The following is a 22,870-nucleotide window of genomic DNA, read 5'->3' on the forward strand; positions in this document are numbered from 1 at the left end:
CCACCCCATGCGAAATCGGCATACCCATTTTGATTGAATGACTTATGATCGTTTTCCGGGGTAAACAGGATCGGGGGAACGGTTTATGGAGATCAAGTGGCTGGAGGATTTCGTGACGCTTGCCGATACGTCCAGCTTTTCGCGGGCTGCTGAATTTCGCAATGTCACGCAGCCGGCCTTTAGCCGGAGGATCAAGCAGTTGGAGAGTTGGCTAGGCGCGACACTGATCAGCCGCGCCACCATGCCGGCCGAACTCACCCCCGCCGGACGTAATTTCCTTCCGGTCGCACAGGAAGCAATCCGTACCTTCTATGCAGCGCGTGAGACATTGCGCCCGTCGCACGAACCTGGCCTCATCCGCTTTGCCGCGCTGCATACGCTGACGGTCACTTTTTTCCCGGGTTGGGTGAAGGCGCTGGAAGACGCGGGCAGTACGTTCAGCACCTCGCTCATCCCTGACCGCGGTGGGATCGAAGCCAACCTCGATGCGCTTGTCAACGACGAGGCGGATTTCTTCCTGACCTATGCCCATCCGGAAGTGCCGTTTCACCTTGATCGCGGTCAGTTTGCCTCTCTGACTGTCGCTCATGACCGGCTGATCCCGCTGGTTTCGCCGGAGATCGTACTGTCGGGCAATGTACAGCCGGGCCGCAATCTCATTGACCGCGCTGTCGCGCAGCCGCGATTGGCCATTCCCTGCCTGAGTTATGGCCTCAATTCCTTCTTCGGGGTTGCGCTATCGCGCCTTTGGCTACGCCGCCCGCCCTTCCGGCGCCGCACGACACACGAAAATACAATCAGTGCTGGGCAAATGAATATGGCTGTGACGGGCGCAGGCGTATGCTGGCTGCCGGAAAGCCTGGCGCGCGACGAAATGCAGGCTGGCCGCCTGGTGCCCGCATCGGTAGACGAGGGCTGGAATCTCGACCTCGAAATCCGCCTCTATCGCCACGCCGCGAGCCGCAACAGAAAGGTCGAAGACCTCTGGCGCACAGCGGGGCAACTGTTGGAACGCGTGCCGGTCTGATCAGACCTTGAGGAAGACCAGCGCCCGCAGGATTTCGGCAAAATCCCTGTGTTCGAAGGCGACCGCACGGGGCCCGTGTGCACGAGCGCCGGGATACCAGCCGGCGCGATACGCATCCGTCGGATTGTTGAATTCGATGACCACCTCGTAGTGCTCCGGCATTGCGGGCAGTGCCTGCGCGAAATCGCCCGAGAGCGCCAAGGCTACGCCCTCGCGGATAAGGCGCCGCGACCATGCAGGCGAGATGGACGTTGAGGCGCGGCCCCGGCCGTCCAGCGTCTCCACGGCCGCGAGGCCCGGCACCATGGCCCGTGCCTCCGCGCAAATGCCGTCATCACCGGCCAGAAAAACGGAAGGCACCCCATAACCCGCAGCACACAGCGCATTGACGGTAAACTCGGACGCAACCTCGCCATTCAGCAGTAGCCGCGAAATGCGCAGGTTGGACGTATGGGCAAGCGGATTGGCCTCGCTGCCTGCCTTGGAGTGGTAGCCGGTATAAATGGCGGCGGCAAAGCCTTCGTCGAGCCCGAACATCATGGAGTCCGGATGGCCTGACCAGCCGCGCACGATCCGCGCGTAATCAGGCAACCGGTCGAGAATGAGATTGCGACCGCTGTCGTGGGCGTCCTTGATGACCACTTCCGTCGCGCCGGCAGAACGCGCGCCCTCGCAGGCGGCGACCACTTCGGCAGTCATCAAGGCCCGGAATTCGGCCCAGTCCGGATGCGTGCGCTCGGTCTCGTCCCAATGGGCAATGCCGGCGGTTCCTTCGATATCGGCGGAGATAAAGACTTTCATGGCGTGGGGTTCTCCTTCAACCAGTCGGCAAGAGCGGGATAAATCCGGCCGTTGCGGGCCGGTGTGGCGGGGGCCATGCAGAGCGCGTTCAACACGGCCTCCTGCGTCGTCTCGGTGGCGGCTCGAAAGGCAATGTCGATGTTCTCATCGGCAAGCCGTTCCTGCGTGGCGAATGGTGTTGACGGGTCATGCGCCACCGGATCTGCGGTGGTGAAACACAGGACGACATCGCCACTGCCATGACCCCAGAAGGCGCCGAGCCGCGCAAGTCCTGCACCGCCGCGCCGCGCAACCCGTTGCAACTGGCGATCGCCGAGTGGCAGGTCTGTTGCCATGACGATGATGACCGAGCCCTGCTCGGGACTGGCAGGCGCGCGCGGATCGGGACGGCGGCCGTCTGGCAGGACGAGATCACCCGTTGCGCCGAAATTGGCGAGCACCAGAGTGCCGAGCGTGAAGTTGCGCTTGCCGATCCGCATTTGCCGCGAGGCCGTACCGATGCCGGCCTTGAACCCAAAGGCGGTCATGCCCGAACCGGCACCCACCGCGCCCTGGTCCACAGGTCCAGTGCCGGCAGCGAGCAGCGCAGCTTCGGCGTCGGCTGATGTCACTGCCATCGCCTGAATATCATTGATGCTGCCGTCATTGCATTCGCAAACGAGTGCGTTGACCGTTGAGGTCTTTCGTCCGATGGCCGGATTGGCGGTGATGGCGCGGCGGATCAGGGCTTCGGTGCAGGCCGCAACTCCGAACGTGTTGGTAAGCAGGATCGGCGTCTCAATCGTTCCGAGTTCAGCAATCTGCATCAGGCCGGCCGACTTGCCAAAACCGTTGATGACCTCGACGGCGGCGCGTGGTTTCACGCGAAAAATGTCGCCGGCATGAGGCACGATAGCCGTCACGCCTGTGAAAAGCCCATCGCCGCGTACAGAGCTATGGCCAACCGAAACACCCGCGACATCGGTAATGGCATTGCCCAGACCCGGCTCAAGTCTCCCCTGCGGGATCAGTCCCAATTCGCGTGCCGTCTTCATGTTATCCCCCTGTCGTTCCGCCGTTCCTAGACCGGAACGCCCGCCGCTTCCAGATAGAGGGCCTGGAGTTTTCTGGTGATGGGACCGGGCTTACCGTCTCCGATCATTCGGCTGCCGATGCGCACGACGGGCATGACCAGGCTTGAGGCAGAGGTCTGGAAGGCTTCGGCGGAGCCTTGTGCCTCTTCGGGCGTGAAGGCGCGTTCCTCCAATTGTAGTCCCTCTGTGGCACAGAGCCGCGCAATGGCGCGCTGCGTGCAGCCCGGCAATGTTGCCTGCGAGGCGGCACGGGTCAGAATGCGTCCGTCGGCGGTAATGACATGAGCCGTCGATGATGCGCCTTCCGTCACCAGCCCGTTCTCGACCATCCAGACATCGTCGAAACCACTACCGCGCGCCGCCTGCTTGACCATGACCTGGCCGAGCAACATCGTCGTCTTGATGTCCCTCCGTTGCCAGCGCGGATCGTCCACCAACTTGACCGCTATGCCGTGCTGCTGCGCTTTCGTGCCCGTCAGCGTCTTCGCCTGGGTGAAGCCGACGAGACGCGGAGCCAGCGCATCGGAATAGAAAAAGTCACGATCCGCTTCGCCGCGCGAGACCTGCAGATAGACAGTGCCATCCTGCAGGGCGTTGCGCGCAATGAGTTCTGCCTGGACGCTGGCAATTTCCGCTCGGGAAAAAGCAAGGGGAATAGCAAGCTCCTTCAGTGAGCGTTCCAGGCGGTTGAGGTGCAGGTCGTTATCGATCATCCGCCCTCCGATCACCGCTGTCACTTCGTAGACGGAATCGCCGAACAGGAAGCCGCGATCAAAGAGCCCGATGCGGGCCTCCTCCTCCGGTACGAATTGACCGTGCACATAGACGATCCTGCCCATCTGTTCCTCTTGCCGCGCCAGTTGACCTTGGTGCGGACCATAGAAACGATTTGCGGCAGCTGACCAATTCAATTTGGGCAGCACCCTATGCAAAATTAGCCTAGGGCTTTAATTTTCAACCGGTTGGCGCCATTACGCGCACCGGTCATAGCTGATCCCGCGCGCCAGCCAGCAGCCAAGCGTCAGCCCGATGACATGACCGTCTTCATCGCGAATGACCTGCAACGTCCAGTCACCTGGCGCGGGCGCGTCCATGGACCGGCGCGTCACGACGATCCAGAGATCCGGCCCTGCAGGCCTGATGATCTCAGGCCGCCCGATACCCAAAAAACCTTCCGCCGTGAGATAAGCGGCGCCGTCCCGGTGCTCAATGACGATATCCGCCGCAAGCTCCGCCGAACGGTAGCGCCCTGCAATTTCCACATCCGCGACTGGCGTCGCGGCGGGCACCGGCACCAGTCTTTCGGAAAAATTCTCCTGCGGGCGCTGCATGAGGAGATCTGCGCCCTCTTGACTGACGCTGACGTCAAGGGAGGCAAGCTTCCCCTCTGGCGTTTCCTGCAGCGCCTCGACCGAAGTCCCGAAGCGGAGGCTTACCGTTTCGTATCCCGTTTCAAGCCGCGCAAGCAGGCCGGTCTCATGGCTGATCCATTGGCCCGCATAGCGTTTGTGCAGCGGCCGCGATACGGGATGCGGCAGGCCGAGTGCGGCCCTCAGCACCTGCTGAGCTGCTCCATGGGCATCGCCCTGGTGGTTGAACATGACCACAACGGAAAGCCGCGCTTGTGTCGAGCAAATCCGATGAGCGCGGAAGCCGCGCAGGGCACCACCGTGACCGGTAAAGGTGAAATCACCAACCTGCGAATGCTTGAGGCCGAAACCATAGGCGGCAGGTGTCCCATCGCGGAAGCTTTGGGGTGCCGCGATCCGCTGATAGAGGCTGTCCGGGTCCTCGCGCGTCGCGTCAATCCAGCATTCATAGGCAAGCATGTCATCAAGCGAGGCGGAAATGCCCGCATCGCCCCGCCAATAGATCCCATTTTCCGCCGGCAGGTATCCCGTTGCATCATTGCCTTCATAACCGGTCACGCCGTCTTCCGGCTGCCTCGTATCAGCGGTCAGCGTGGCGCCCGCCATACCGGCCGGTTGCCAAACATGCCGGGCATAGAGCGCTTCGAGCGCCTCCCCGGAAACCTCTTCCACCAAATCGGCAATGAGCCGGAAATTTCCGTTGCTGTAGGAATAGCGCGTACCCGGCGCAAAGTGCGCGGTGCGCGTGCGCCAGAGGACCGACGTTCCATCCGCCCGCGAGAAGGTTTGCTCAGCCTTTGCGCCATGCAAAACGGTCAACGCCCAATAGTCACGCAGGCCAGACTGGTTGTTGCAAAGGTCGCGCACAAGCGGTAGCGGCCCCTCGAAATTCGGCAGGTGGTCTGCAAGACGTGCATCCAGATGCTCGGGCTGCCCGCAGGTTGCCAACAGGGTCGCGCAGGTGAATTGTTTCGAGATTGAGCAGATTGGCAGCCGTGTCTGCGGCGTCATCCGGCTTCGCGTATCGAGGTTGGAAAAACCCCAGGCATGGCGGGCGATGACACGCCCTTGACTTACCACGCCAACAACGCCGCCAGGCCCCTGGAACTGAACGGGAATGCTATCCATTTCCGCATGGAACTGCTTGCCGTCGATCATGCCCTGCTGAACTTTCGTCTGCTGCGAAGCCGTGCAACCAGCGCTCGCCCTGATTCTATTTTTTGGGATACTGTTCCATGGCTGATGGCATCGCAACGGGCAAAATCCTGCTTCGATATTCTCGCGATTCTGTTTCCCGTTGCTCGGTCAATCACCGGCCCGTCAGTTGATTACGGCGTGGGAACGTGCTGCCACGGCGCTTGGCGGTTTCATTGTTGCATCGCCGGAAATGAGATTTGTCTATCCTGCCGTCAACAAGGACTGGGCAAACTGCGGGCGTTCGTCTCGTCGCCGGTCCGCCCGCCGGACGGCGCACAACCTGCTCGCCAGTTTTATCGCCGCTTAGACAAACGTCCTAGCCGCTCTGACACAAGCGCCTTCCAATATTTTCTGTAATATCTCTGTTTGAATGTCCGAGTTGAAACGGCTGGCCGCTCTTTCCATGGCGGCATTGCCATATTTCCTGCGCAAATCCTCATCCGCAGCCAACAAAGCCATCGAGCTTGCCATCCTGCCAACGTCGCCCTCGTCAATGAGGAGTCCCGTCACCTTATCGATCACAAGGTCCGAAATTCCGCCCACCGGCGTTGAGATTGTGGGTAATCCACATGACATAGCTTCCACAATCGAGACGGGAGATCCCTCTTTTCTCAGAGAATGCTGAATGAAGATGTCATGCTTCGCCATTTGATGCGCAAGTTCAAGCTGGCCTACGTAACCATGAAAAATAACGCGGTTGGTTAGATTCAGTTTCGCGACCAGCTGTTCAAGATCAGAGCGCTGAGGACCATCACCGAAAACACTCAGGCGGGCTGCCGGAAAAATTTTAAGAAATTTGGAAAATGCAGCAATCGATAGGTGGCAACCTTTTTCCTCTGCCAATCGAGAGGCCATAATGAAATTTAGCTCTGAATTGCCGAGATCACGTACGGGATGGAATACGGAGATGGGCGCTCCGCACGGTACGACGTGTATCTTATGACTGGGAACACCATGTTTGAGGAGCCAATCACGTTCTGCATTCGTGACAACAACCACCGCAGCGAAATGTTCCAGGCAGGCGCGTAGACTCCAGCGATACCATCTGTTGGTTTTAAATAAAAAGTCGCCGTGCAAGTAAGCGACAAGAGGTACCTTTTGTTCAAGGGCAACCGGCAATAGTCGCATCGCCATGTCACCAAAATAGCAAAGTATAACCCCTGGATGTAGTTGCGCCATTAATTCCGCGATCTGCCGGCGCTCCTTTCCAACGGATGCGTAGAAGTTCCCGGACATGGCCGTTCTGGACCTGTGAAGCCAACGGCCACGGTTATCATAAGGGGCTGGGTCGCCGGAAATTTGGAATTCTTCGAAATCGTTTCGTGGCTGACTGACTGTGTTCTCGCGTTTCCACCAAACGACTTGCTTCTTAAATCCTTGGATCCCGCTCACTTGCCGCCATATCCATGGTTGGCCGCTCGCACCGAATTGACGCGTCACTATCATGAGGTTTGGGCAAGGCGGAGCTGACCTGCCAGGTTCGTTGGTAGGCATCTGTTGCTTCATGGCAAGCGTCCTCAATTGTCAATCAAGCTGCGCATTTGGGCGCCTTGGAGAGCGGGGAAATATCTGCAAACATTTCTTTAAATTCAGCTTGACCCACGATTTTGAAAGTCGTGAAACCGGTGATATCGACAGCCCGTATCTTTCCAGATCTTTGCAAGCTTCACTTTCGTTCAAGTTTAATGCGGCGCTTGCGTAGTTAAACGCCTCTTTGGCAAGCATATATATCGACTTTTTATGTGTAAAAACCGGGACTTCCATCAAGTGGGAGTTTTCCTTGAAGAAATAGCGCAATGCTGCTTCTCTTTGGATCAGGTCCGGAAGCCAACCGTGAACCTGATATGATTTTGACATGTTCGTTTTGTGTTGCCGGTAGATTGCCTGATATTCGTTCAATATCCCGACGGAGCCATGGGCGGCAAAGCGGAGCCACATCTCCATGTCTCCCGAATGCGGAAGCTCCTGCTTGTATCCGCCGAGAAGCTTTTGGAGCTTTGTTCGGACAACGGCAGTCGGAGTAGGGACAATGTTTCGCGCGGCGGCTAACCTTATGAACGCGTGCCCGTGTAGAATTTGAGTCTTGCTAGGCGTTCGAGGGAAGTGCTCACCCGCCTCCTCAATCCGCTCATCGTCCCAGCGGTGGGCTCTGCCAAAAGTAAACCCGACCTCGGGGTTGGCATCCATGACGGCTGTCGATAATGCGAGAGAGTCCGGCATCAAGAAATCATCGGCCGATAACAGGAGGGTGTAATCGGCTTCCGCCCAATCCAACCCCTCATTGTATGTGCGTATATGCCCAATGTTAGAACTGTGCCTTGTATGGAGCACATTATTGTATTTACTAGATAATTCTGAGGCTATTTCATACGTATCGTCCGGTGAATTGTCGTCTATGATGAGGACCCTGGTGTCTACTCCGGCTTGACTGACAACGCTTTCAACGCTTCTGCGAAGGTATTTCCCGTAATTGTAACAAGGAATAACAACATCCACGGTTGCCATTTATCTGTATTCCTTCCCACTTGCGGTGTAGTGAATTGTAATTATTATTTAATAACGTGAATATATTTCGGTATAATATTTATAATATACTTGCATGAATTTGTTTGTTGGCGCGATTTTGAGGTCGCTTTCGACGTTTCGAGCGTCTCGAAAATGCTCCAATTGTGGGATCCCTCTCGGACTCAAATGGCAGCACGCGGAATGTATATGGCTCAACGGTTTCGGTGGGCATATATGCGCCCTCCCTTGGTGTGTTTGCACGACACAATATCAACGGCGCTCTTGTGGGAGCAATTACTCCATTGTGATGAAGCTCAGTTGGCGGGCTCATGACGGCGTATGAGGTGGTTATCTTTGTCGCTTTGGAGATGGTTTCAAACCAATGAAGGTTATGGCACTTATCCCTGCGCGACTGCTGAAACGCTCGATGACGGTATGCGAGCGGACGTTCAAGCTAAAAGAAGCCGATGCCCGATCGTATGGTTATAAGCCGGAGATCGCTCATGTGACCGATAAATTCGCTGCATTGCCAACAGCCAGCACGCTCGGGGGCGTTGCCCCTGGACTAGCCAAGTTGAAAATGTGGATGGCAGCTCTGTGCAATCGCCGATCAACATGCGGGCCTCTCGTCTGAGATGATCTTTCAGGATGCAGAGCATCTCGTCCAGTAAACCAATTCCTGTCTCGATGGGACATGCTGGATTTGATCGCTCCCCCTCGCAATCTGCCAAACTAGTGCCTGGTCAGAACTCCGAAACCTTACCCCACGACATTTTACTGAAACGCTCCAGCTTATAGTGAGCCGGATCCACCAATGTGGCCTGCCCGGTCAGCATCTGCGCGACAAGCAAGCCCGCCCCCGGGCCGATGCCAAATCCGTGCCCGGAAAAGCCGGCCGCAATCATGAAGCCCGGAATATGATCCACCGCGCCGATCACTGGCACACCGTCCGGGGTGCTGTCGATATACCCGGCCCAGGTCGCCTGCACCGGGTTTGCAGACAATCCCGGCAACAGCTTTCGCGCTCGTGCCAAAGTGTCCTCGGCAACCGCGCGGTTCGGCCGCGGATCGAGAATGCGCGCACGTTCCATTGGTGTCGGACGATCAAGCTTCCATATGCGGCGGCTCTCGTGGCCCCAACCCCAGCCTTGTAGGCTGCCGGCCGAAAGATTGCCCCAGCGGCGGGCAAACATCGGCAGAAAGGCTTTCGCGTAGCGAATGTTCTGCGGCGTCGGGTCCAATTGCGCGCGGCCGGAAACTGCCAGCGTCCAGCCACCATCGCCGCGTGCCGTTACCGATACATCCTTGGTATGAAGCGCTGGCGGAATATCACCTGCGGCGCCGGGGCTGATGGAAAGAATGGTGGAGCGCGTCGAAGCCTGCGGCATTCCGATACCCAGTTGATGACAGAAGGACGACGCCCAGGCGCCGCCGGCAACAACCACCTGCGATGTCGCGATCATTCCCTTTTCCGTCACCACACCGCTGACGCGACCGGCTGAAAGTTCCACGCCCCGCGCCGCGCATTCCTGTAGAACGGCGCCACCGTACTTCATCACACCGAGTGCCAGAACGGGTGCGGCGCGGGCGGGATCGGCGATACCGTCATCCTGCGAAAACACGCCACCCTTCCAGGCTTTACCGGTTGCCCGGCCGCGTTCTGCCGCCTCCTGTGGGCTCAGCATGAAGGTGCGCACACCTTGGGTGATGGCGAAATCGCGCCATTTGGCCCAGCCTTCGATTTCACTTCCGCTGTCAGAAAGATAGGTCAGCCCACAACGACGGAAACCGGCGTCCTCGCCGATCTCCGCGGCCAGCCTGTCCCAGAGTTCGAGGCTTTTCGTCGCCATCGGCAGTTCGCGGGCATCGCGGTTTTGCTGGCGGCACCAACCCCAGTTGCGGCTCGATTGCTCGGCGCCGATCCGGCCCTTTTCCAGGAGCACGACGTTGAGGCCTGATCGTGCCAGATAATAGGCGGCGGAGGTGCCGACGATTCCGCCCCCGATCACCACTGCATCGGCACGGGCCGGTACATCGGTTCCGGTGGCAATCGTCATCAAGGGCGCAGGCATGAAACTCTCCAGAGAATACAGGCAGTGTCGTTAGCCCACGACCGCAGTCCGGTCGCGGTGGAGATAAGGATGTGTGCGGCAGACACTGCGCTGCCGCATCTACCGGTATTAGCGGATCCCGGCGCGGACATCCGGATCTTCGAGTGTCAGATCAAGTACATGGCGCGTCCGCTCGATAATGGCATCGATCTCCGCGTTGGTGCAGCAGAGCGGCGGTGCATAACCGATGACGCCCCAGGCGAAGGCGCGGATGACGAGGCCTGCATCCCAAGCGCGATCGAAGATGCGCGCCGAAGGCAGAGAAGCGGCCGGCAGTGGCGTCTTTTTGGCCTTGTCGGTGGTCAACTCGATTGCAGCCAGCATGCCGCGGCCGCGCACATCACCGACCAGCGGATGATCCTTGAGCGAATGCAGGCCGGCCTGCAGGCGTTCACCCATACGACGGCCGTTTTCCAGCAGTCCACCTTCGTAGAGATCAAGGACAGCGAGGCCCACGGCGGCGGAAACCGGATGCGCGGAATAGGTATAACCATGGCCCACAGCAGTCTTGCCGGCACCATCAGCGATTGTCTGATAGACCTTTTCCGACATGAATACTGCGCCCATCGGTACATAGGCTGAAGTCAGGCCCTTGGCAGTGGTGATCATGTCCGGCACGATATCGTCTTCGCTGCAGGCAAAAAGCGGACCGGTGCGGCCGAAAGCGGTGATGACCTCATCAACGACGAAGAGGATATCCAGTTCGGCGCAAAGAGCGCGCATCGCCTTCATCCAGCCCTTTGGCGGCACGATGACACCACCCGAGCCCTGGATCGGTTCGGCATAAAACGCCGCGACACGCTCGGGACCGCCCAGTTCTTCGACCTTGGCCAGCAGTTGCGCCTTCGACTGTGCGATAATGTCAGTCGCGCCCTCCCCCACCGGGTTGCGATAGGGATAAGGCGACGGAATTTTATGCTGCCAGTCGTAAGGAACACCGAAACCAGCATGGAAAGCCGGGATGGCGGTTAGGCCTGCACCGACTGTAGAGGAACCGTGATAGCCATATTCCAGCGTTACAAACTGGTCTTTCTGCGGCAGGCCGCGAGCGTGCCAGTAATAACGGACGAAACGCACGGTGCTGTCTACCGCATCGGAACCACCGAGTGTAAAATAGACATGGTTCAAGTCACCCGGTGCATGATCGGCTAGACGCGCTGCCAGCCGGATCGCCGGTTCCGAACCGAGACCGAAATAGCCGGTCGCATAGGGCAGTTCGCGCATCTGCTGCATTGCAGCCTCAATGACGCTTTCCTGGCCATAACCGGCATTGACGCACCAAAGGCCGGCAAAACCGTCAATCAACTCCTTACCGGAAGCATCACGCACTTTGGCGCCCTGCCCGGAGGCCAGCACGCGTACGCCTGCCGCTTCATGACCACGCCAGCTGGCAACCGGATGGATAAGGTGACGGCGATCGAGTTCGACGAGAGAATTGGACAGCATGATCGTTTCCGGTTGTTTAGCCCGACCCGCACGTTCAGGTGAGCAATGGAGCCCTTTGATTTGCTCCGATTATCCGGCCTGGATCGCGCACTGTCCGATTGATTGACCGGCTGGCACGAAAGATTGCGCTGTTCGCAATCGATGAAGCCGAAGGATATGCCGCTCATGGTTCGGTTCATCATCCATCAAGGACAGGGCGCAGTCTGGCCTTCCGCAAGATCGTTCCGCGGCAACAGCAAGATACGGTGTTTTGTGCTTTCGCCGGCCCGCAATGCGGCCGGTCCATCTTCGATACGCCCCTAGGATTTGTCCCAGGAGCCCGGGAGGCTCGCCAACGCTCGCAACACAGGAATTCCCGCCATGACCTTCCGTCCGAAGTTCGTTACCTTCGATTGTTACGGCACGCTCACCAACTTCGACATGGCGGGCGCGGCACGGCGCATTTACGGCAACGACCTGCCGGAGCCGGAAATGCTCGCTTTCATCAAGAGCTTTTCCGCCTACCGCCTCGACGAAATTCTTGGTGCCTGGAAACCCTACGCGGACGTGGTTCACAACGCCGTCGAGCGCACCTGCAAGAGGCATGGCGTGATGTTCAAGGCTGACGATGCCAAGCGCATCTATGAGGAAGTGCCAACCTGGGGGCCGCATGCTGATGTGCCAGCTGGCCTGGCCGCCGTTGCCAAGGAAATCCCGCTCGTCATCCTTTCCAATGCGATGAAGAGCCAGATCATGTCCAATGTCGAAAAGCTTGGTGCGCCCTTCCATCTGGTTCTGACGGCAGAAGAGACCGGCAGCTACAAGCCGCAGATGAATGGCTTCGAATACATGCTCGACACGCTCGGCTGTGGCCCGGAGGACATTACCCATGTCTCTTCCTCGTTCCGCTACGACCTGATGACCGCGCACGACCTCGGCATCACGTCGAAGGTCTGGGTCAACCGCAAGCACGAGCCAGCCAACCCGTTCTACGAATATAGCGAAATCAATGACATCGGCGGTCTACCAGGCGTCTTCGGCCTGTGAGGAGATGAGATGAAATACCTCTCCTACTGGCACGATACGGCTCCCACCTTCGAAGCGGCATCGCTCGATGCCGGCGGCGGCAGTTTCGACTATGCGGTCATCGGCGCGGGGCTCACCGGGCTTGGTGCCGCGCGCAAGCTGGCTCAGGAGGGACATTCCGTCGTGGTACTTGAGGCAGAGACCGTTGGCTTCGGGGCCTCGGGCAGGAACGGCGGACATCTTAACAACGGCATTGCCCACAGTTACGCCCATGCCCGTGAGACCTTTGGCGCCGATAAGGCACGGGCGATCTACAGGGCCTTCGACGATGGCATCGCCACCATCGAGCGGATCATTGCGGAAGAAAATATCGACTGTAACTTTCGCCGTTCCGGCAAGCTGAAGCTCGCCTCGAAACCGGCCCATTACGAAAACCTCGCCCGCAATTTCGAAGCACTCCACAGCGATGCCGACCCGGATACGGCAATGCTCAGCCGCGCCGACCTGGTGAACGAGGTCCGCTCAGACGCCTTTCACGGTGGCATGCTGCAGACGAAAAGCGCAATGATGCATATGGGGCGTTTTGTCAGCGGGCTGGGAACCGCCGCCGCCCGCCACGGTGCTGTCGTTCACGAGCATACGCCGGTAACGGGGCGTGAGCGCGAAGGCAATGTCTGGCGACTGAAGACGCCGCACGGCGATATTCTCGCTGGGAAAGTATTGCTGGCGACCGGAGCCTATACCACCGCGGCCTTCCCTTTTTTCCGCCGCCGTATCATTCCGGTCGGCAGTTTTCTGATCGCCACACGGCCGCTGACGGATGACGAAGTGGCGGCAACGGTGCCGGGTCAACGCACCTACGTCAACACTATGAATGTCGGCAATTATTTCCGTCTCGCACCGGACAACCGGCTTATCTGGGGCGGACGTGCACGCTTTTCGGCAAGTTCGGATCAACGGTCGGATGCCAAGGCCGGCGCCATCCTGCGCGACAGCATGGCAAAGATCTTTCCGCACCTAGCTGATATCGGCATCGACTATTGCTGGGGCGGACTGGTCGATATGACCAAGGATCGCTATCCGCGCGCCGGCAAAGCCGACGGTCTCTATTACGCCATGGGCTATTCCGGCCATGGCGCACAACTCGCCACCCATATGGGTGAAATCATGGCCGATCTGATGACCGGCCGCATCAACCGCAACCCCTGGGATGGTCTCGCCTGGAACGCTGTTCCCGGTCATTTCGGCAAGCCTTGGTTTCTTCCCCTGGTCGGCGCCTATTATAAGGCGCTCGACCGCTTCCAATAAATTCAGGAGCAATACATGAGCCTTCTCATCAAATTCGATCAGTCCAAACTCGGCACGCCGACGGTGAAGAAATGTGATCCGGACAAGCTTATCGAAGGTGATCCCACTTACAGCACATGGGCTTTCGACGATGCCCGCAGCGGCGAAGTCATCACCGGCATCTGGGAAGCCACGCCGGGTTCAAACCATTCCATCAAGGGCGAAAAATTCGAGTTTTGCCATTTGCTCGAAGGTGTTGTCGAACTGACCGAACAGGGCCATGCACCGCGCATTTTCCAGAAGGGCGACAGCTTCATGATGAAGCCCGGTTATGTCGGTACCTGGAAGACGATAGAGACCGTTCGCAAGATCTACATCATCGTCGGTTGATCTGAACAAACAAGCTCCCCCAACGATTAGGCCCGGAGACATCGCTGTCTCCGGGCTTCTTTTTGATCCTTGCAATGGAAGTTGAAGCGTCAGCACAAGGCCTGGCTGGCCAACGCATAGACGCGCGCCTCGCCAGCCACATCGACACCTTCGGCTCCTGGCCGCGTCATGGCGATACCGCCGCCGACATGCACCAGCCCAGCTGCTTCGACCAATGCGGCGTCACCTGCAGCAGCCTCTGTCAGATCGATACGCAGAAACTCTCCTTCGTGGCGTTTTATGGAGGCGTTGAGAAGAATTCGGTACGCCTCATCGTCACGCGCCACCAGCGGCCCGAGAATGTAACCACGGCCGAACGGGCGGGAGGCGGCGAAGCCGCGCAAACCGTTTTGGTCGCGAAGTAGCAGAAACGGTTTTTCGGCGATCAGTTTCGCCATCAGCGCACTCCGATCCAGGCCGAGCGCTGCCTTGTCGAGGGCGATCAGATCGGCGAGATTGTCGTGGGTCGCCTCGCTCACCTCTGCCGTCGCGGCGACGGCTTTGACCAAACCTTGATGCTGCCGGATTCTTCCAGTCGCGACGAAGCCGAGTTTTTCGTAAAGCGGCAGACCCGACTGGGTGGCGATCAGCCGGTATTCGCGCCCACCCGCTTGCTCCAGGAGCCTTTCAATCAGCCGGCGGCCGAGCCCAAGACCACGCAGGGCCGGATCGACAATAATCATGTTACAGGTGGCAGCCGTATTGCCATAGGGCGTCAGCACCGCCGTTCCCACCAGCTTGCCGTCACGGATCGCACCGACGCCCTGGCTGATATCCAGCAAGAACTGCCAGTCTTCCACGCGATGCGGCCAGGATTCCTGTGATGAAAGGCGTTGAGCTTCCACCGTATCGGCAAGGCCCAGATCGACGATGGTGATGTCAGAAGCGGTAATGGTCTGCATGATGCCTCCACTGCGATAACACCCGATCATCGCACACGTTGTCCGGTGTAAGGCTTCGGCGAGGGCGTCATGGCCGCATTTTCTGCCAAGTTTTGGAGGTGTGCCGGCTATTGCTGCCTGAGGGCGGCATACCGCCTGCGATCGCGGATCAATATCCGTGGTTCGGATCGACAAGCCCCTTGGGTATTTCTCCAGAAAGATACCGGCGAATGTTGGCGATCGTCGCTTCGGCCGCGCTTTCCGGCCGGCTGTGACCGGCGATATGCGGCGTCAGCACCACATGCGGATGCGACCACATCCGATGGCCGGGCGGCAGCGGTTCCGGGTCGGTCACATCCACGAAAGCGCCGGAGAGATGGCCGCTGTCGAGCGCATCGAGAAGCGCGTCTTGATCGAGATGGCCACCACGACCCGCATGCACGAGGCCGGCACCCTTCGGCAATTGTGCGAAAAGACCAGCATTCAGGATATGGCGGGTCTCCTTCGTCAGCGGCAGCAGGCAGACGAGGATATCGGCCCCAGCCAGCATGTCGCGCAAACCATCGGCTCCATTGTAGCAATCGACACCCTTGATGCTTTTTTGCGTGCGGCTCCATCCTGAGAGTTTGAACCCGAAGGGCTGCAGCGCATTGACCGTCGCCATACCGAGTTCGCCCATGCCGAGAATACCGACTCGCCGCTGGTCCGGCCAGACGAAATCCCGCGTCTTCCAGATCTGTTGCCGCTGCTGCGCCAGAAATGCCGGCAGATCACGATGCAGACCGAGCACCCCCATGACCACGTAATCACGCACCAGCGTGGTAACGCCCTCTTCGATCATTCGCACAACTTTTGCACCGGGCGGAATCTCGGCGCCGGTCATCTGGTCGATGCCCGCACCTGTCGAGAAGATCAGTTTGAGATTGGGGTATCGCGCAGAAAGATTGTCCGGGAAAGTCCAGGCCATCAGGTAGCGCACATCGGCCGGATCGGCCTCCTCTGCCGAGCCAGCAAAGCCAATCTCCGGCATGTCGCGCTTAAAAATCTTGCGAAATGTCTCGACGCGTCCCGGATAGGACAGAATCTGAAAAGTCATTGCTTCTCCACAGGCTTTGAGGCACTCCCGCGCTCGACAGGCGGGGCTCTGCCCAAGAAAGTTCAGTCTTCCAAATCGGTGATGCTGAGGACCACTGCCAGAAGCGCATGCAGCGATTTCAGCTGCCCTTCGCGTTCCACGTCGATCCATTCGTCAAGCGAATGCACCCGGCCGCCGGCATCTGGACCGAAGCCCGAGCCGACGCAGACCGCCGGCACGCCGAGGCTGATCGGAATGTTCGCGTCGGTGGACGACGCCATCAAGGACGGTTCGAAACCGAACGCTTTTATCGCGTCGATGCTGGAGGTGACGATCGCCGAATTCGCGGCAACGGTACCTGCCGGTCGATGGCCGATACGCCTGGCTTCGACGGTGACCGGGCCGGACGAAATGTCAGCGCGGGCGTTTTCGGCAGCAACCGCGTTTTCGAGCATGGCATGGAACTCGCCGTCAATCCGGTCCAGCTCCGATTGCGAGAGCGAGCGAAGATCGAGTTCGAACCACACGGTTTCAGGCGTTGCGTTGATCGAAGTGCCGCCGCCGAACACGGATGGGGTCGCCGTCGTTTTGGGTTCGGTTGGCAGATACAGTTTCGACAGGCCGGTCAGCACTTCCGCCATGGCATAGGCGGGGTTGACTGTGCCGAAGGCGCCGTAGCTGTGACCGCCCGGGCCATTAAAAGTGACGCGGTAACGGTAGGAACCGACCGCCTGATTGACGATACTCGCCATCTCCGGCCCATCGACGGAAATGAACGCGTCAATTCGGTCTCGATATTTACCTTCGGTGAACAGGTGACGGATACCGCGCAGGTCGCCCTTGCCCTCTTCGCCGACATCACCAACGAACAGGATCGTCTTTTTCGGCCGGATACCGGACTGTTTGATGGCCCGCATCAGTGTCAGGTTTGCCGCAAGACCGCGGGTGTCGTCACCGATACCCGGCGCGAAGAGTTTTGTGCCCTCTCGGCGGACAGTGACGTCGGTTCCCTCGGGAAAGACCGTATCGAGATGCGCCGCGACAACCAGATACCCGTCATTGCCGGTGCCGCGGATCAGGCCGCAAACATTGCCGATCTCGTCGCTGGCGACCTCTTCGAGCCCGGCCTCCCTCATCATTTCCAGATAGGCGGCGGCCTTGCGCTCTTCCTTAAAGGGTGGAGCAGGGATTTCGGTGAGCGTGATCAATTCCGCAATGAAACGGTCAAAACCGGCATCGATATGGTCGAGAGCCTGTTGGAAACCAGCGTGTTTGAGAACGTTCTTAGTCACCACATTGGTCATGAAGCAGCTTTCCTTGATATGTTCTTGTCAGGCATCGCGGCACAATTCCGCACCGAGACCGCGCAGCATCGCCATGCAATCCCGCAATTCGGACTGAAGGATAAATTCATCCGGCCCATGCGCCCGCGCAATGTCGCCCGGTCCACAAATGATCGAAGGAATGCCGGCCTGATGGTAAAGGCCCGCCTCGGTACCATAACTGACCGCTTGCACGGAAGACCTGCCGCTCAGCCTTTCCATCAACTCGACAAACCCTCGATCCTCACACGGCGGCAGTGCCGGATAGCTGGAGGTTTCCCGCCATGCCGCCGAGAGGTTACGGCCCGCTGTTTTCGCTTCGGCATTGAGCGCATCGATGTGTTCGATGATCGGCGCGCTTAGCGAACGTGGGTCGATACCCGGTATCGCACGTGCTTCGAACTGAATTTCCGCGCTATCGGGAATGATATTGACCGCCGCTCCACCCCGCACGACACCGGCCTGACAGGTGGAATGGGCCGGTATGAACCGCGCGTCAAAAGGCCCGTCATGTTCCATGCTCTCGGCCATGCCACGGATATGCAGCAGCATATCGGCTGCGGCGTAAATGGCATTTTCGCCGAGCGTCGGATTGGAGGAATGCCCCGCCTTGCCGGTGAAGCGCAGTTCCAGCGCCTGCTTGCCCTTGTGTGAAAGAACCGGGTGTATGCCGCTCGGCTCGCCGATGATAGCGCCCATTGGCGGTGCGCATAACTCCGGCAACCGGGCAATCATATGCCCAACGCCGCGACAGCCGATTTCTTCGTCATAGGAAAAAGCCAGATGCACCGGCCGGCGCAACTGCATGGCGGCGAACTCCGGTGCCATGGCCAGCATGCAGGCGAGAAAACCCTTCATGTCGGTCGTGCCGCGTCCTGTCAGCTTTTCGCCATGCACGGCAAGCCGAAATGGATCGGTCGCCCAGATCTGATTGTCGACAGAAACGACATCGCTGTGGCCCGAAAGGATGTAACCCGGTTGGTCACGCGGGCCGATCGTCACAAACAGGTTGGCCCGATCCCCTTCCGGCCCCGGCAGCAAGCTCACTTCGACGCCATCATGCTGGAGATGCGCGAGCAGGCAATCGGTGACCACGCCATTCGGCGTGCCGGGCAGCGAAGGGATCGCCACCAGATCCGCCAGTATTTGCTGAACACACATCCGGGCCATCATCCTTGCCAATCACAGCCCGCCGATATGGAACGTCTTGGTCTCAAGATATTCCTCGATACCGAGCTGCGAACCTTCGCGGCCGAGGCCCGATTGTTTGATACCTCCGAACGGCGCAACTTCCGTCGAGATCAGGCCAGTGTTCAGCCCCACCATACCGGTCTCCAGCGTTTCTCCCACGCGAAAAGCCCGTGCCAAGTCGCGCGTGTAGAAGTAGGACGCCAGGCCGAAGGGGGTATCGTTGGCAATGGCGATGGCCTCCTCTTCCGTGTCGAAACGGAAAAGCGGAGCCACTGGCCCAAATGTTTCTTCCTGCGCCAGCATCATCTGCATATTGGCGCCGCTCAGAACAACCGGCGTGACGAACTGCGCGCCCTCAGGCCCGGGCGCGGCTGAAGAGACAATTCTAGCGCCCTTGGCGAGCGCATCGGCGACGTGGCGGCTGATCTTTTCCACCGCCGCCGTGTTGATCATCGGCCCGATATCTATGCCCTCCGCAAGACCGTCGCCAACCTTCAAGGCCGAAACACGTGCCGCCAGCTTTTCCGAAAAGGCATTGTAGATGCCGGATTGAACGAGAATGCGGTTGGCGCAGACGCAGGTCTGGCCGCCATTACGGAATTTCGACTGCAGCGCACCTTCGACGGCGAGATCGAGATCCGCGTCGTCGAACACAACGAACGGCGCGTTGCCGCCGAGTTCCAGCGACAGCCGTTTGACCGTGCTGGCGCATTGCTGCATCAGAAGCGAACCAACCCGCGTCGAGCCGGTAAAGGAAAGTTTTCGGACAACCGGGCTGGATGTCAGCACACCGCCGATCACCTCGGGCTTGCCTGTCAACACGTTGACGACACCGGCCGGAATGCCGGCACGCTCGGCCAGAACCGCCAGCGCCAGCGCCGAAAGCGGCGTGAAGTCAGAGGGCTTTATGACGACCGTGCAGCCGGCAGCCAGTGCCGGCGCCACCTTGCGGGTGATCATCGCATTCGGGAAATTCCATGGCGTGATGATGGCGCAGACGCCCACGGCCTCTTTCATCACCATGATCCGGCGGCCCGCCGTCGGTGACGGGATCGTGCTACCGGCGATGCGGCGCGCTTCTTCGGCGAACCATTTGATAAAGGCATTACCATAGGCGATTTCGCCGCGCGCTTCGGTCAACGGCTTGCCCTGTTCGAGCGTCAGGATACGAGCGAGATCTTCCGTATGCCCGGCCAGCAGCGCCGACCAGCGCTCCAGCAGTTTTGCACGCTCGGCAGCCGGTCGGGCACGCCATTCCGGCAGCGCCCTTTCAGCCGCGGCAATCGCTTCGACAGCATCTTCAGCCGTGCAGTCCGGCACATGCGCAATCATCTGTCCGTTTGCCGGATTGACCACGGCCATGCGCGCTCCATCGGAAGCATCACGCCATTCGCCACCAATCAGGCAGCCGGTTCTCAGAAGGGTGGTATCGGAAAGCCCAAGCATGAAAAGTGTCCTTTCGTCTTGATCCATATGTGCAACGCAAAGCGCGGGCGATCCTGCGGTTCTTTTCCGGAGGTGGGCAGAATATGCTGTGCTTTCGAAGGAGACCGGCAGCAAATCACGGGCGGGTCTGCGACCCTTGTGCGAAAGACATGAGGAGACACGGATGGGCGCTCACAAGATTGCATTGATCCCCGGTGACGGGATAGGAACCCCGGTTACGCAGGCGGCTTGGCAGGTCGTTTCACGCGCTTGCGCGCTTGGTGGCGCTGAATTGGACGGAACATGGTTCGACTGGTCCTGCGATACCTTTCTGAAGACCGGGCGTATGATGCCGGAAGACGGGATCGAGACACTTCGTGGGTTCGACGCCATCCTGCTCGGCGCCGTTGGTTGGCCGCAGAAAGTTCCGGATTCGGTTTCGCTGCATGGGCTGCTTCTGCCCATCCGCAAGAATTTTACCCAATACGCCAACATCCGTCCGCACCGGCTTCTGCCAGGAGTGGTTGGCCCGCTGCGAGCGGAGATTTCGACATTCTCTGCATCCGCGAAAATACCGAGGGTGAATATTCCGGTGCCGGTGGCCGCGTGCATCAGGGCACAAGCGACGAAGTGGCGGTCGAAACCTCGATCTTCACCCGCAAGGGTGTGGAACGCATTCTCCGTTTCGGTTTCGAACAGGCTCGCAAGCGCCGCGGCAAGCTGGCTTCGGTGACCAAATCGAATGCCCAGAAATATTCGATGGTGTTCTGGGACGAAGTGACCGATCAGTTGGCCGCCGAATATCCGGATGTCGAGGTCTCGCGGTATCACGTCGATGCGATTGCCGCCCGTTTCGTCATAGCACCCGAAACGCTCGATGTCGTCGTCGCTTCCAATCTGTTTGGTGATATCCTCACCGATCTCGGTGCCGCCATCCAGGGGGGACTCGGCTTTGCGGCTTCGGCGAATATCAATCCTGACCGCAGCGCGCCATCGATGTTCGAGCCGGTTCACGGTTCGGCGCCGGATATCGCCCATCTCAACATAGCCAATCCGATTGCAACGATCTGGTCGGCAGCGATGATGCTCGAGCATCTGGGCGAAACCGCATCGGCCGCCCGTGTGATGGCTGCGATCGAAGCGGCCACTGCAGCTGGAATCGGCACCCAACCGGGCCAGAATTCGACCGGCGAAATCACCAAGGCAATCATCAATCAGATGTCTTGATAGGCGATGAAGGTAACGCGCCTGCTCCGTTATTCTGGAAACAGGGTGCGCAGCGGCAGGTGCCGTTTCACGAAGGGTGATTTCATAACGATGAAGCTGAAATATTTGTCGATACCGATCTCGGCTTCGAGCAGGCGCTCCATCAGTTCCTGATAATCGGAAATACTGGCTGTGACGAATTTCAGCAGATAATCATAGCCGCCGGAAATGAGATGGCATTCGATTGCCTCCTCGACCTTTTCGATCGCCTGTTGAAAACGCGAAAAATCGTTCTGGCGATGATTGCTGAGCGTCACCTCGGTGAAAACCGTCACGGTGGGGCCGAGCTTCGCCAGGTCGATATGGGCGGAATAACCGGTAATGTAACCGACCTGCTGCAGCTTTTTCACCCGCATCAGGCATGGGCTGGGCGACAGGTGAACGAGGTCGGCAAGTTCAACATTGGTCAGGCGGCCGTTCTTCTGCAGCTCGTGCAAAATCCGAATGTCAATGCGATCAAGCTTCACGTGCGTTCCCTTGTTTTATCGAGCCTTTGAGACCATCCCCGGAGTGATATCCGGGCCTTGGCGATCCTGCCGGAACACGAAGAGCGTGTCGCAGGCCTCCCGTTACCTCTCTTATGTCATCCCAGCGCTTGGTTGGCCAATCCATACACCGTCAGTTCCGGCTCTGTGCCGACCGGCTCCAACTGCATCGTGGTGACATGATCAATAAGCGCAAGCCCCGCCTGTTCAAGCGCCGCCTGCAGGGGGCCGTTCGGATGGCGGGTATCCATGCGCAGAAAATTGCCTTCGTGCAAGGCGATCAGCGGCCGGATCAGACTGATGGCATCTTGTTCGCTTGCTGCCACGACCGGGCCGAGCACATGACCGCGGCCAAAGCGGCGACACAGAGCATAGCCGTGGATCTTTCCATGGTCTTCCAGAACCATCGCTTCCGACAGCGGCAGAAGATGATCGATCACATGGCTGCGGTCCGATCCGAAACCACGGCGATCGGTCTCGATGACCGCCTGCCGATCCGCATCTGTCATCGGGCGCACACGGGCGTCTTCGCCCGGTAGTGCGATGGCCACCCCTTGATGTTGCAGTACCAGCGCAAAGGGCTGAAAACCCATGGAAAGGTAGAGATTGTATGCCGCCTTGGTGGCATTCAGGCGGCGTACCTTGCCTTTTGTCCGCTGCAGCATTTCATCCATCAGCCATCTGGCGGCGCCATGATTCTGAAGGCGTGGCGAGGTGATCACCATGCCGATATTGGCAACGCCTTCGCCGAGTGGAAACAGCATGGCAGAACTCACTGGCCTCCCGATCTCATCGAACGCGATGACCCCTTCACCAAGCGCCAGCGCAACGGCCCAATCTTCCGGGCGGTGCGGCCAGTTCACGGCAATCGAAAGCTCATGCAGACGCGGAATGTGCTTCTCTTCCATAGGGACGAGCTGAAGCTCGAAATTGTCGATTTTTCTCGTTTCCATCCCGGTATCCGCTTATGGCCG

At 59.0% G+C, this 22,870-nt stretch carries 19 protein-coding genes and 1 pseudogene; 5 read left to right on the forward strand and 15 right to left on the reverse strand.

The genetic code is table 11. The features are described from left to right. Positions 1-85 precede the first annotated feature (85 nt). Positions 86-1,027 carry a LysR family transcriptional regulator gene (locus tag ACSQ3J_RS22430; RefSeq protein ID WP_060502378.1) on the forward strand — a complete coding sequence of 314 codons (942 nt, stop codon included), beginning with the start codon at positions 86-88 and terminating at the stop codon, positions 1,025-1,027. On the opposite strand, the gene ACSQ3J_RS22435 is transcribed toward ACSQ3J_RS22430, so the two are convergent. The 8 genes from ACSQ3J_RS22435 to ACSQ3J_RS22470 form a co-directional block, all read right to left on the reverse strand. Continuing rightward, positions 1,028-1,828 carry a M55 family metallopeptidase gene (locus ACSQ3J_RS22435; RefSeq protein WP_060502377.1) on the reverse strand — a complete coding sequence of 267 codons (801 nt, stop codon included), beginning with the start codon at positions 1,826-1,828 and terminating at the stop codon, positions 1,028-1,030. Continuing rightward, the gene (locus ACSQ3J_RS22440; RefSeq protein ID WP_436040335.1) at positions 1,825-2,862 is read right to left on the reverse strand and encodes a P1 family peptidase; all 1,038 of its coding nucleotides are present in this window, start codon (positions 2,860-2,862) and stop codon (positions 1,825-1,827) included. Before ACSQ3J_RS22440 ends, ACSQ3J_RS22435 begins: the two co-directional genes overlap by 4 nt. Positions 2,863-2,888: 26 nt before the next feature. Next, on the reverse strand, positions 2,889-3,740 hold the full coding sequence (locus ACSQ3J_RS22445; protein WP_060502375.1) for a D-amino-acid transaminase: 852 nt from the start codon (positions 3,738-3,740) through the stop codon (positions 2,889-2,891). Positions 3,741-3,872: 132 nt separating this feature from the next. Then, positions 3,873-5,429: a D-aminopeptidase gene (locus tag ACSQ3J_RS22450; protein ID WP_436040337.1), complete on the reverse strand. Its 1,557-nt coding sequence runs from the start codon at positions 5,427-5,429 to the stop codon at positions 3,873-3,875. Positions 5,430-5,771: 342 nt separating this feature from the next. Then, complete coding sequence (locus ACSQ3J_RS22455; protein ID WP_162246332.1) at positions 5,772-6,860, reverse strand: glycosyltransferase family 4 protein; 1,089 nt, start codon at positions 6,858-6,860, stop codon at positions 5,772-5,774. Between the two features lie 132 nt (positions 6,861-6,992). Next, positions 6,993-7,973, reverse strand: coding sequence for a glycosyltransferase family 2 protein (locus ACSQ3J_RS22460; protein WP_060502372.1), 981 nt, complete (start codon positions 7,971-7,973; stop codon positions 6,993-6,995). A gap of 743 nt (positions 7,974-8,716) precedes the next feature. Then, positions 8,717-10,045 (reverse strand): NAD(P)/FAD-dependent oxidoreductase, encoded by a 1,329-nt coding sequence (locus ACSQ3J_RS22465; protein WP_060502370.1) that lies wholly within the window; start codon positions 10,043-10,045, stop codon positions 8,717-8,719. A gap of 108 nt (positions 10,046-10,153) precedes the next feature. Beyond that, the gene (locus tag ACSQ3J_RS22470) at positions 10,154-11,530 is read right to left on the reverse strand and encodes an aspartate aminotransferase family protein (protein ID WP_060502369.1); all 1,377 of its coding nucleotides are present in this window, start codon (positions 11,528-11,530) and stop codon (positions 10,154-10,156) included. A gap of 360 nt (positions 11,531-11,890) precedes the next feature. On the opposite strand from ACSQ3J_RS22470, the gene ACSQ3J_RS22475 reads away from it, so the two are divergent. From ACSQ3J_RS22475 to ACSQ3J_RS22485, 3 genes are read left to right on the forward strand one after another with little or no spacing between them, the layout of a single operon-like run. After that, positions 11,891-12,556, forward strand: coding sequence for a haloacid dehalogenase type II (locus tag ACSQ3J_RS22475; protein WP_060502368.1), 666 nt, complete (start codon positions 11,891-11,893; stop codon positions 12,554-12,556). A gap of 9 nt (positions 12,557-12,565) precedes the next feature. Further along, positions 12,566-13,843, forward strand: a complete 1,278-nt coding sequence (locus ACSQ3J_RS22480) for an NAD(P)/FAD-dependent oxidoreductase (protein ID WP_060502367.1) — start codon at positions 12,566-12,568, stop codon at positions 13,841-13,843. A 15-nt stretch (positions 13,844-13,858) separates the two neighbouring features. Beyond that, the gene (locus ACSQ3J_RS22485) at positions 13,859-14,212 is read left to right on the forward strand and encodes a cupin domain-containing protein (protein ID WP_060502366.1); all 354 of its coding nucleotides are present in this window, start codon (positions 13,859-13,861) and stop codon (positions 14,210-14,212) included. An 89-nt stretch (positions 14,213-14,301) separates the two neighbouring features. Here ACSQ3J_RS22485 and ACSQ3J_RS22490 read toward each other — a convergent pair whose 3' ends face one another. From ACSQ3J_RS22490 to ACSQ3J_RS22510, 5 genes are all read right to left on the reverse strand, one after another. Then, positions 14,302-15,153 (reverse strand): GNAT family N-acetyltransferase, encoded by an 852-nt coding sequence (locus ACSQ3J_RS22490; protein WP_060502365.1) that lies wholly within the window; start codon positions 15,151-15,153, stop codon positions 14,302-14,304. 148 nt (positions 15,154-15,301) lie between these two features. Beyond that, the gene (locus tag ACSQ3J_RS22495; protein WP_436040342.1) at positions 15,302-16,228 is read right to left on the reverse strand and encodes a 2-hydroxyacid dehydrogenase; all 927 of its coding nucleotides are present in this window, start codon (positions 16,226-16,228) and stop codon (positions 15,302-15,304) included. Between the two features lie 62 nt (positions 16,229-16,290). After that, positions 16,291-17,511 carry a M20/M25/M40 family metallo-hydrolase gene (locus ACSQ3J_RS22500; protein WP_060502363.1) on the reverse strand — a complete coding sequence of 407 codons (1,221 nt, stop codon included), beginning with the start codon at positions 17,509-17,511 and terminating at the stop codon, positions 16,291-16,293. A 27-nt stretch (positions 17,512-17,538) separates the two neighbouring features. Continuing rightward, positions 17,539-18,690: an acetylornithine deacetylase gene (argE, locus tag ACSQ3J_RS22505; protein ID WP_060502362.1), complete on the reverse strand. Its 1,152-nt coding sequence runs from the start codon at positions 18,688-18,690 to the stop codon at positions 17,539-17,541. A gap of 21 nt (positions 18,691-18,711) precedes the next feature. Continuing rightward, positions 18,712-20,166, reverse strand: coding sequence for an NAD-dependent succinate-semialdehyde dehydrogenase (locus tag ACSQ3J_RS22510; RefSeq protein ID WP_436040345.1), 1,455 nt, complete (start codon positions 20,164-20,166; stop codon positions 18,712-18,714). Positions 20,167-20,329: 163 nt separating this feature from the next. On the opposite strand from ACSQ3J_RS22510, the pseudogene ACSQ3J_RS22515 reads away from it, so the two are divergent. Then, a pseudogene (locus tag ACSQ3J_RS22515) lies at positions 20,330-21,372 on the forward strand (tartrate dehydrogenase). Between the two features lie 29 nt (positions 21,373-21,401). Here the strand turns inward: ACSQ3J_RS22515 and ACSQ3J_RS22520 are convergent. Then, positions 21,402-21,878 carry an Lrp/AsnC family transcriptional regulator gene (locus tag ACSQ3J_RS22520; protein ID WP_060502360.1) on the reverse strand — a complete coding sequence of 159 codons (477 nt, stop codon included), beginning with the start codon at positions 21,876-21,878 and terminating at the stop codon, positions 21,402-21,404. 116 nt (positions 21,879-21,994) lie between these two features. Further along, positions 21,995-22,849, reverse strand: a complete 855-nt coding sequence (locus tag ACSQ3J_RS22525; RefSeq protein WP_060502359.1) for a GNAT family N-acetyltransferase — start codon at positions 22,847-22,849, stop codon at positions 21,995-21,997. Between the last annotated feature and the right edge of the window lie 21 nt (positions 22,850-22,870).

The sequence above is a fragment of the Rhizobium sp. LjRoot98 genome, from assembly GCF_964252935.1.
Taxonomy (GTDB): Bacteria; Pseudomonadota; Alphaproteobacteria; order Rhizobiales; family Rhizobiaceae; genus Pararhizobium.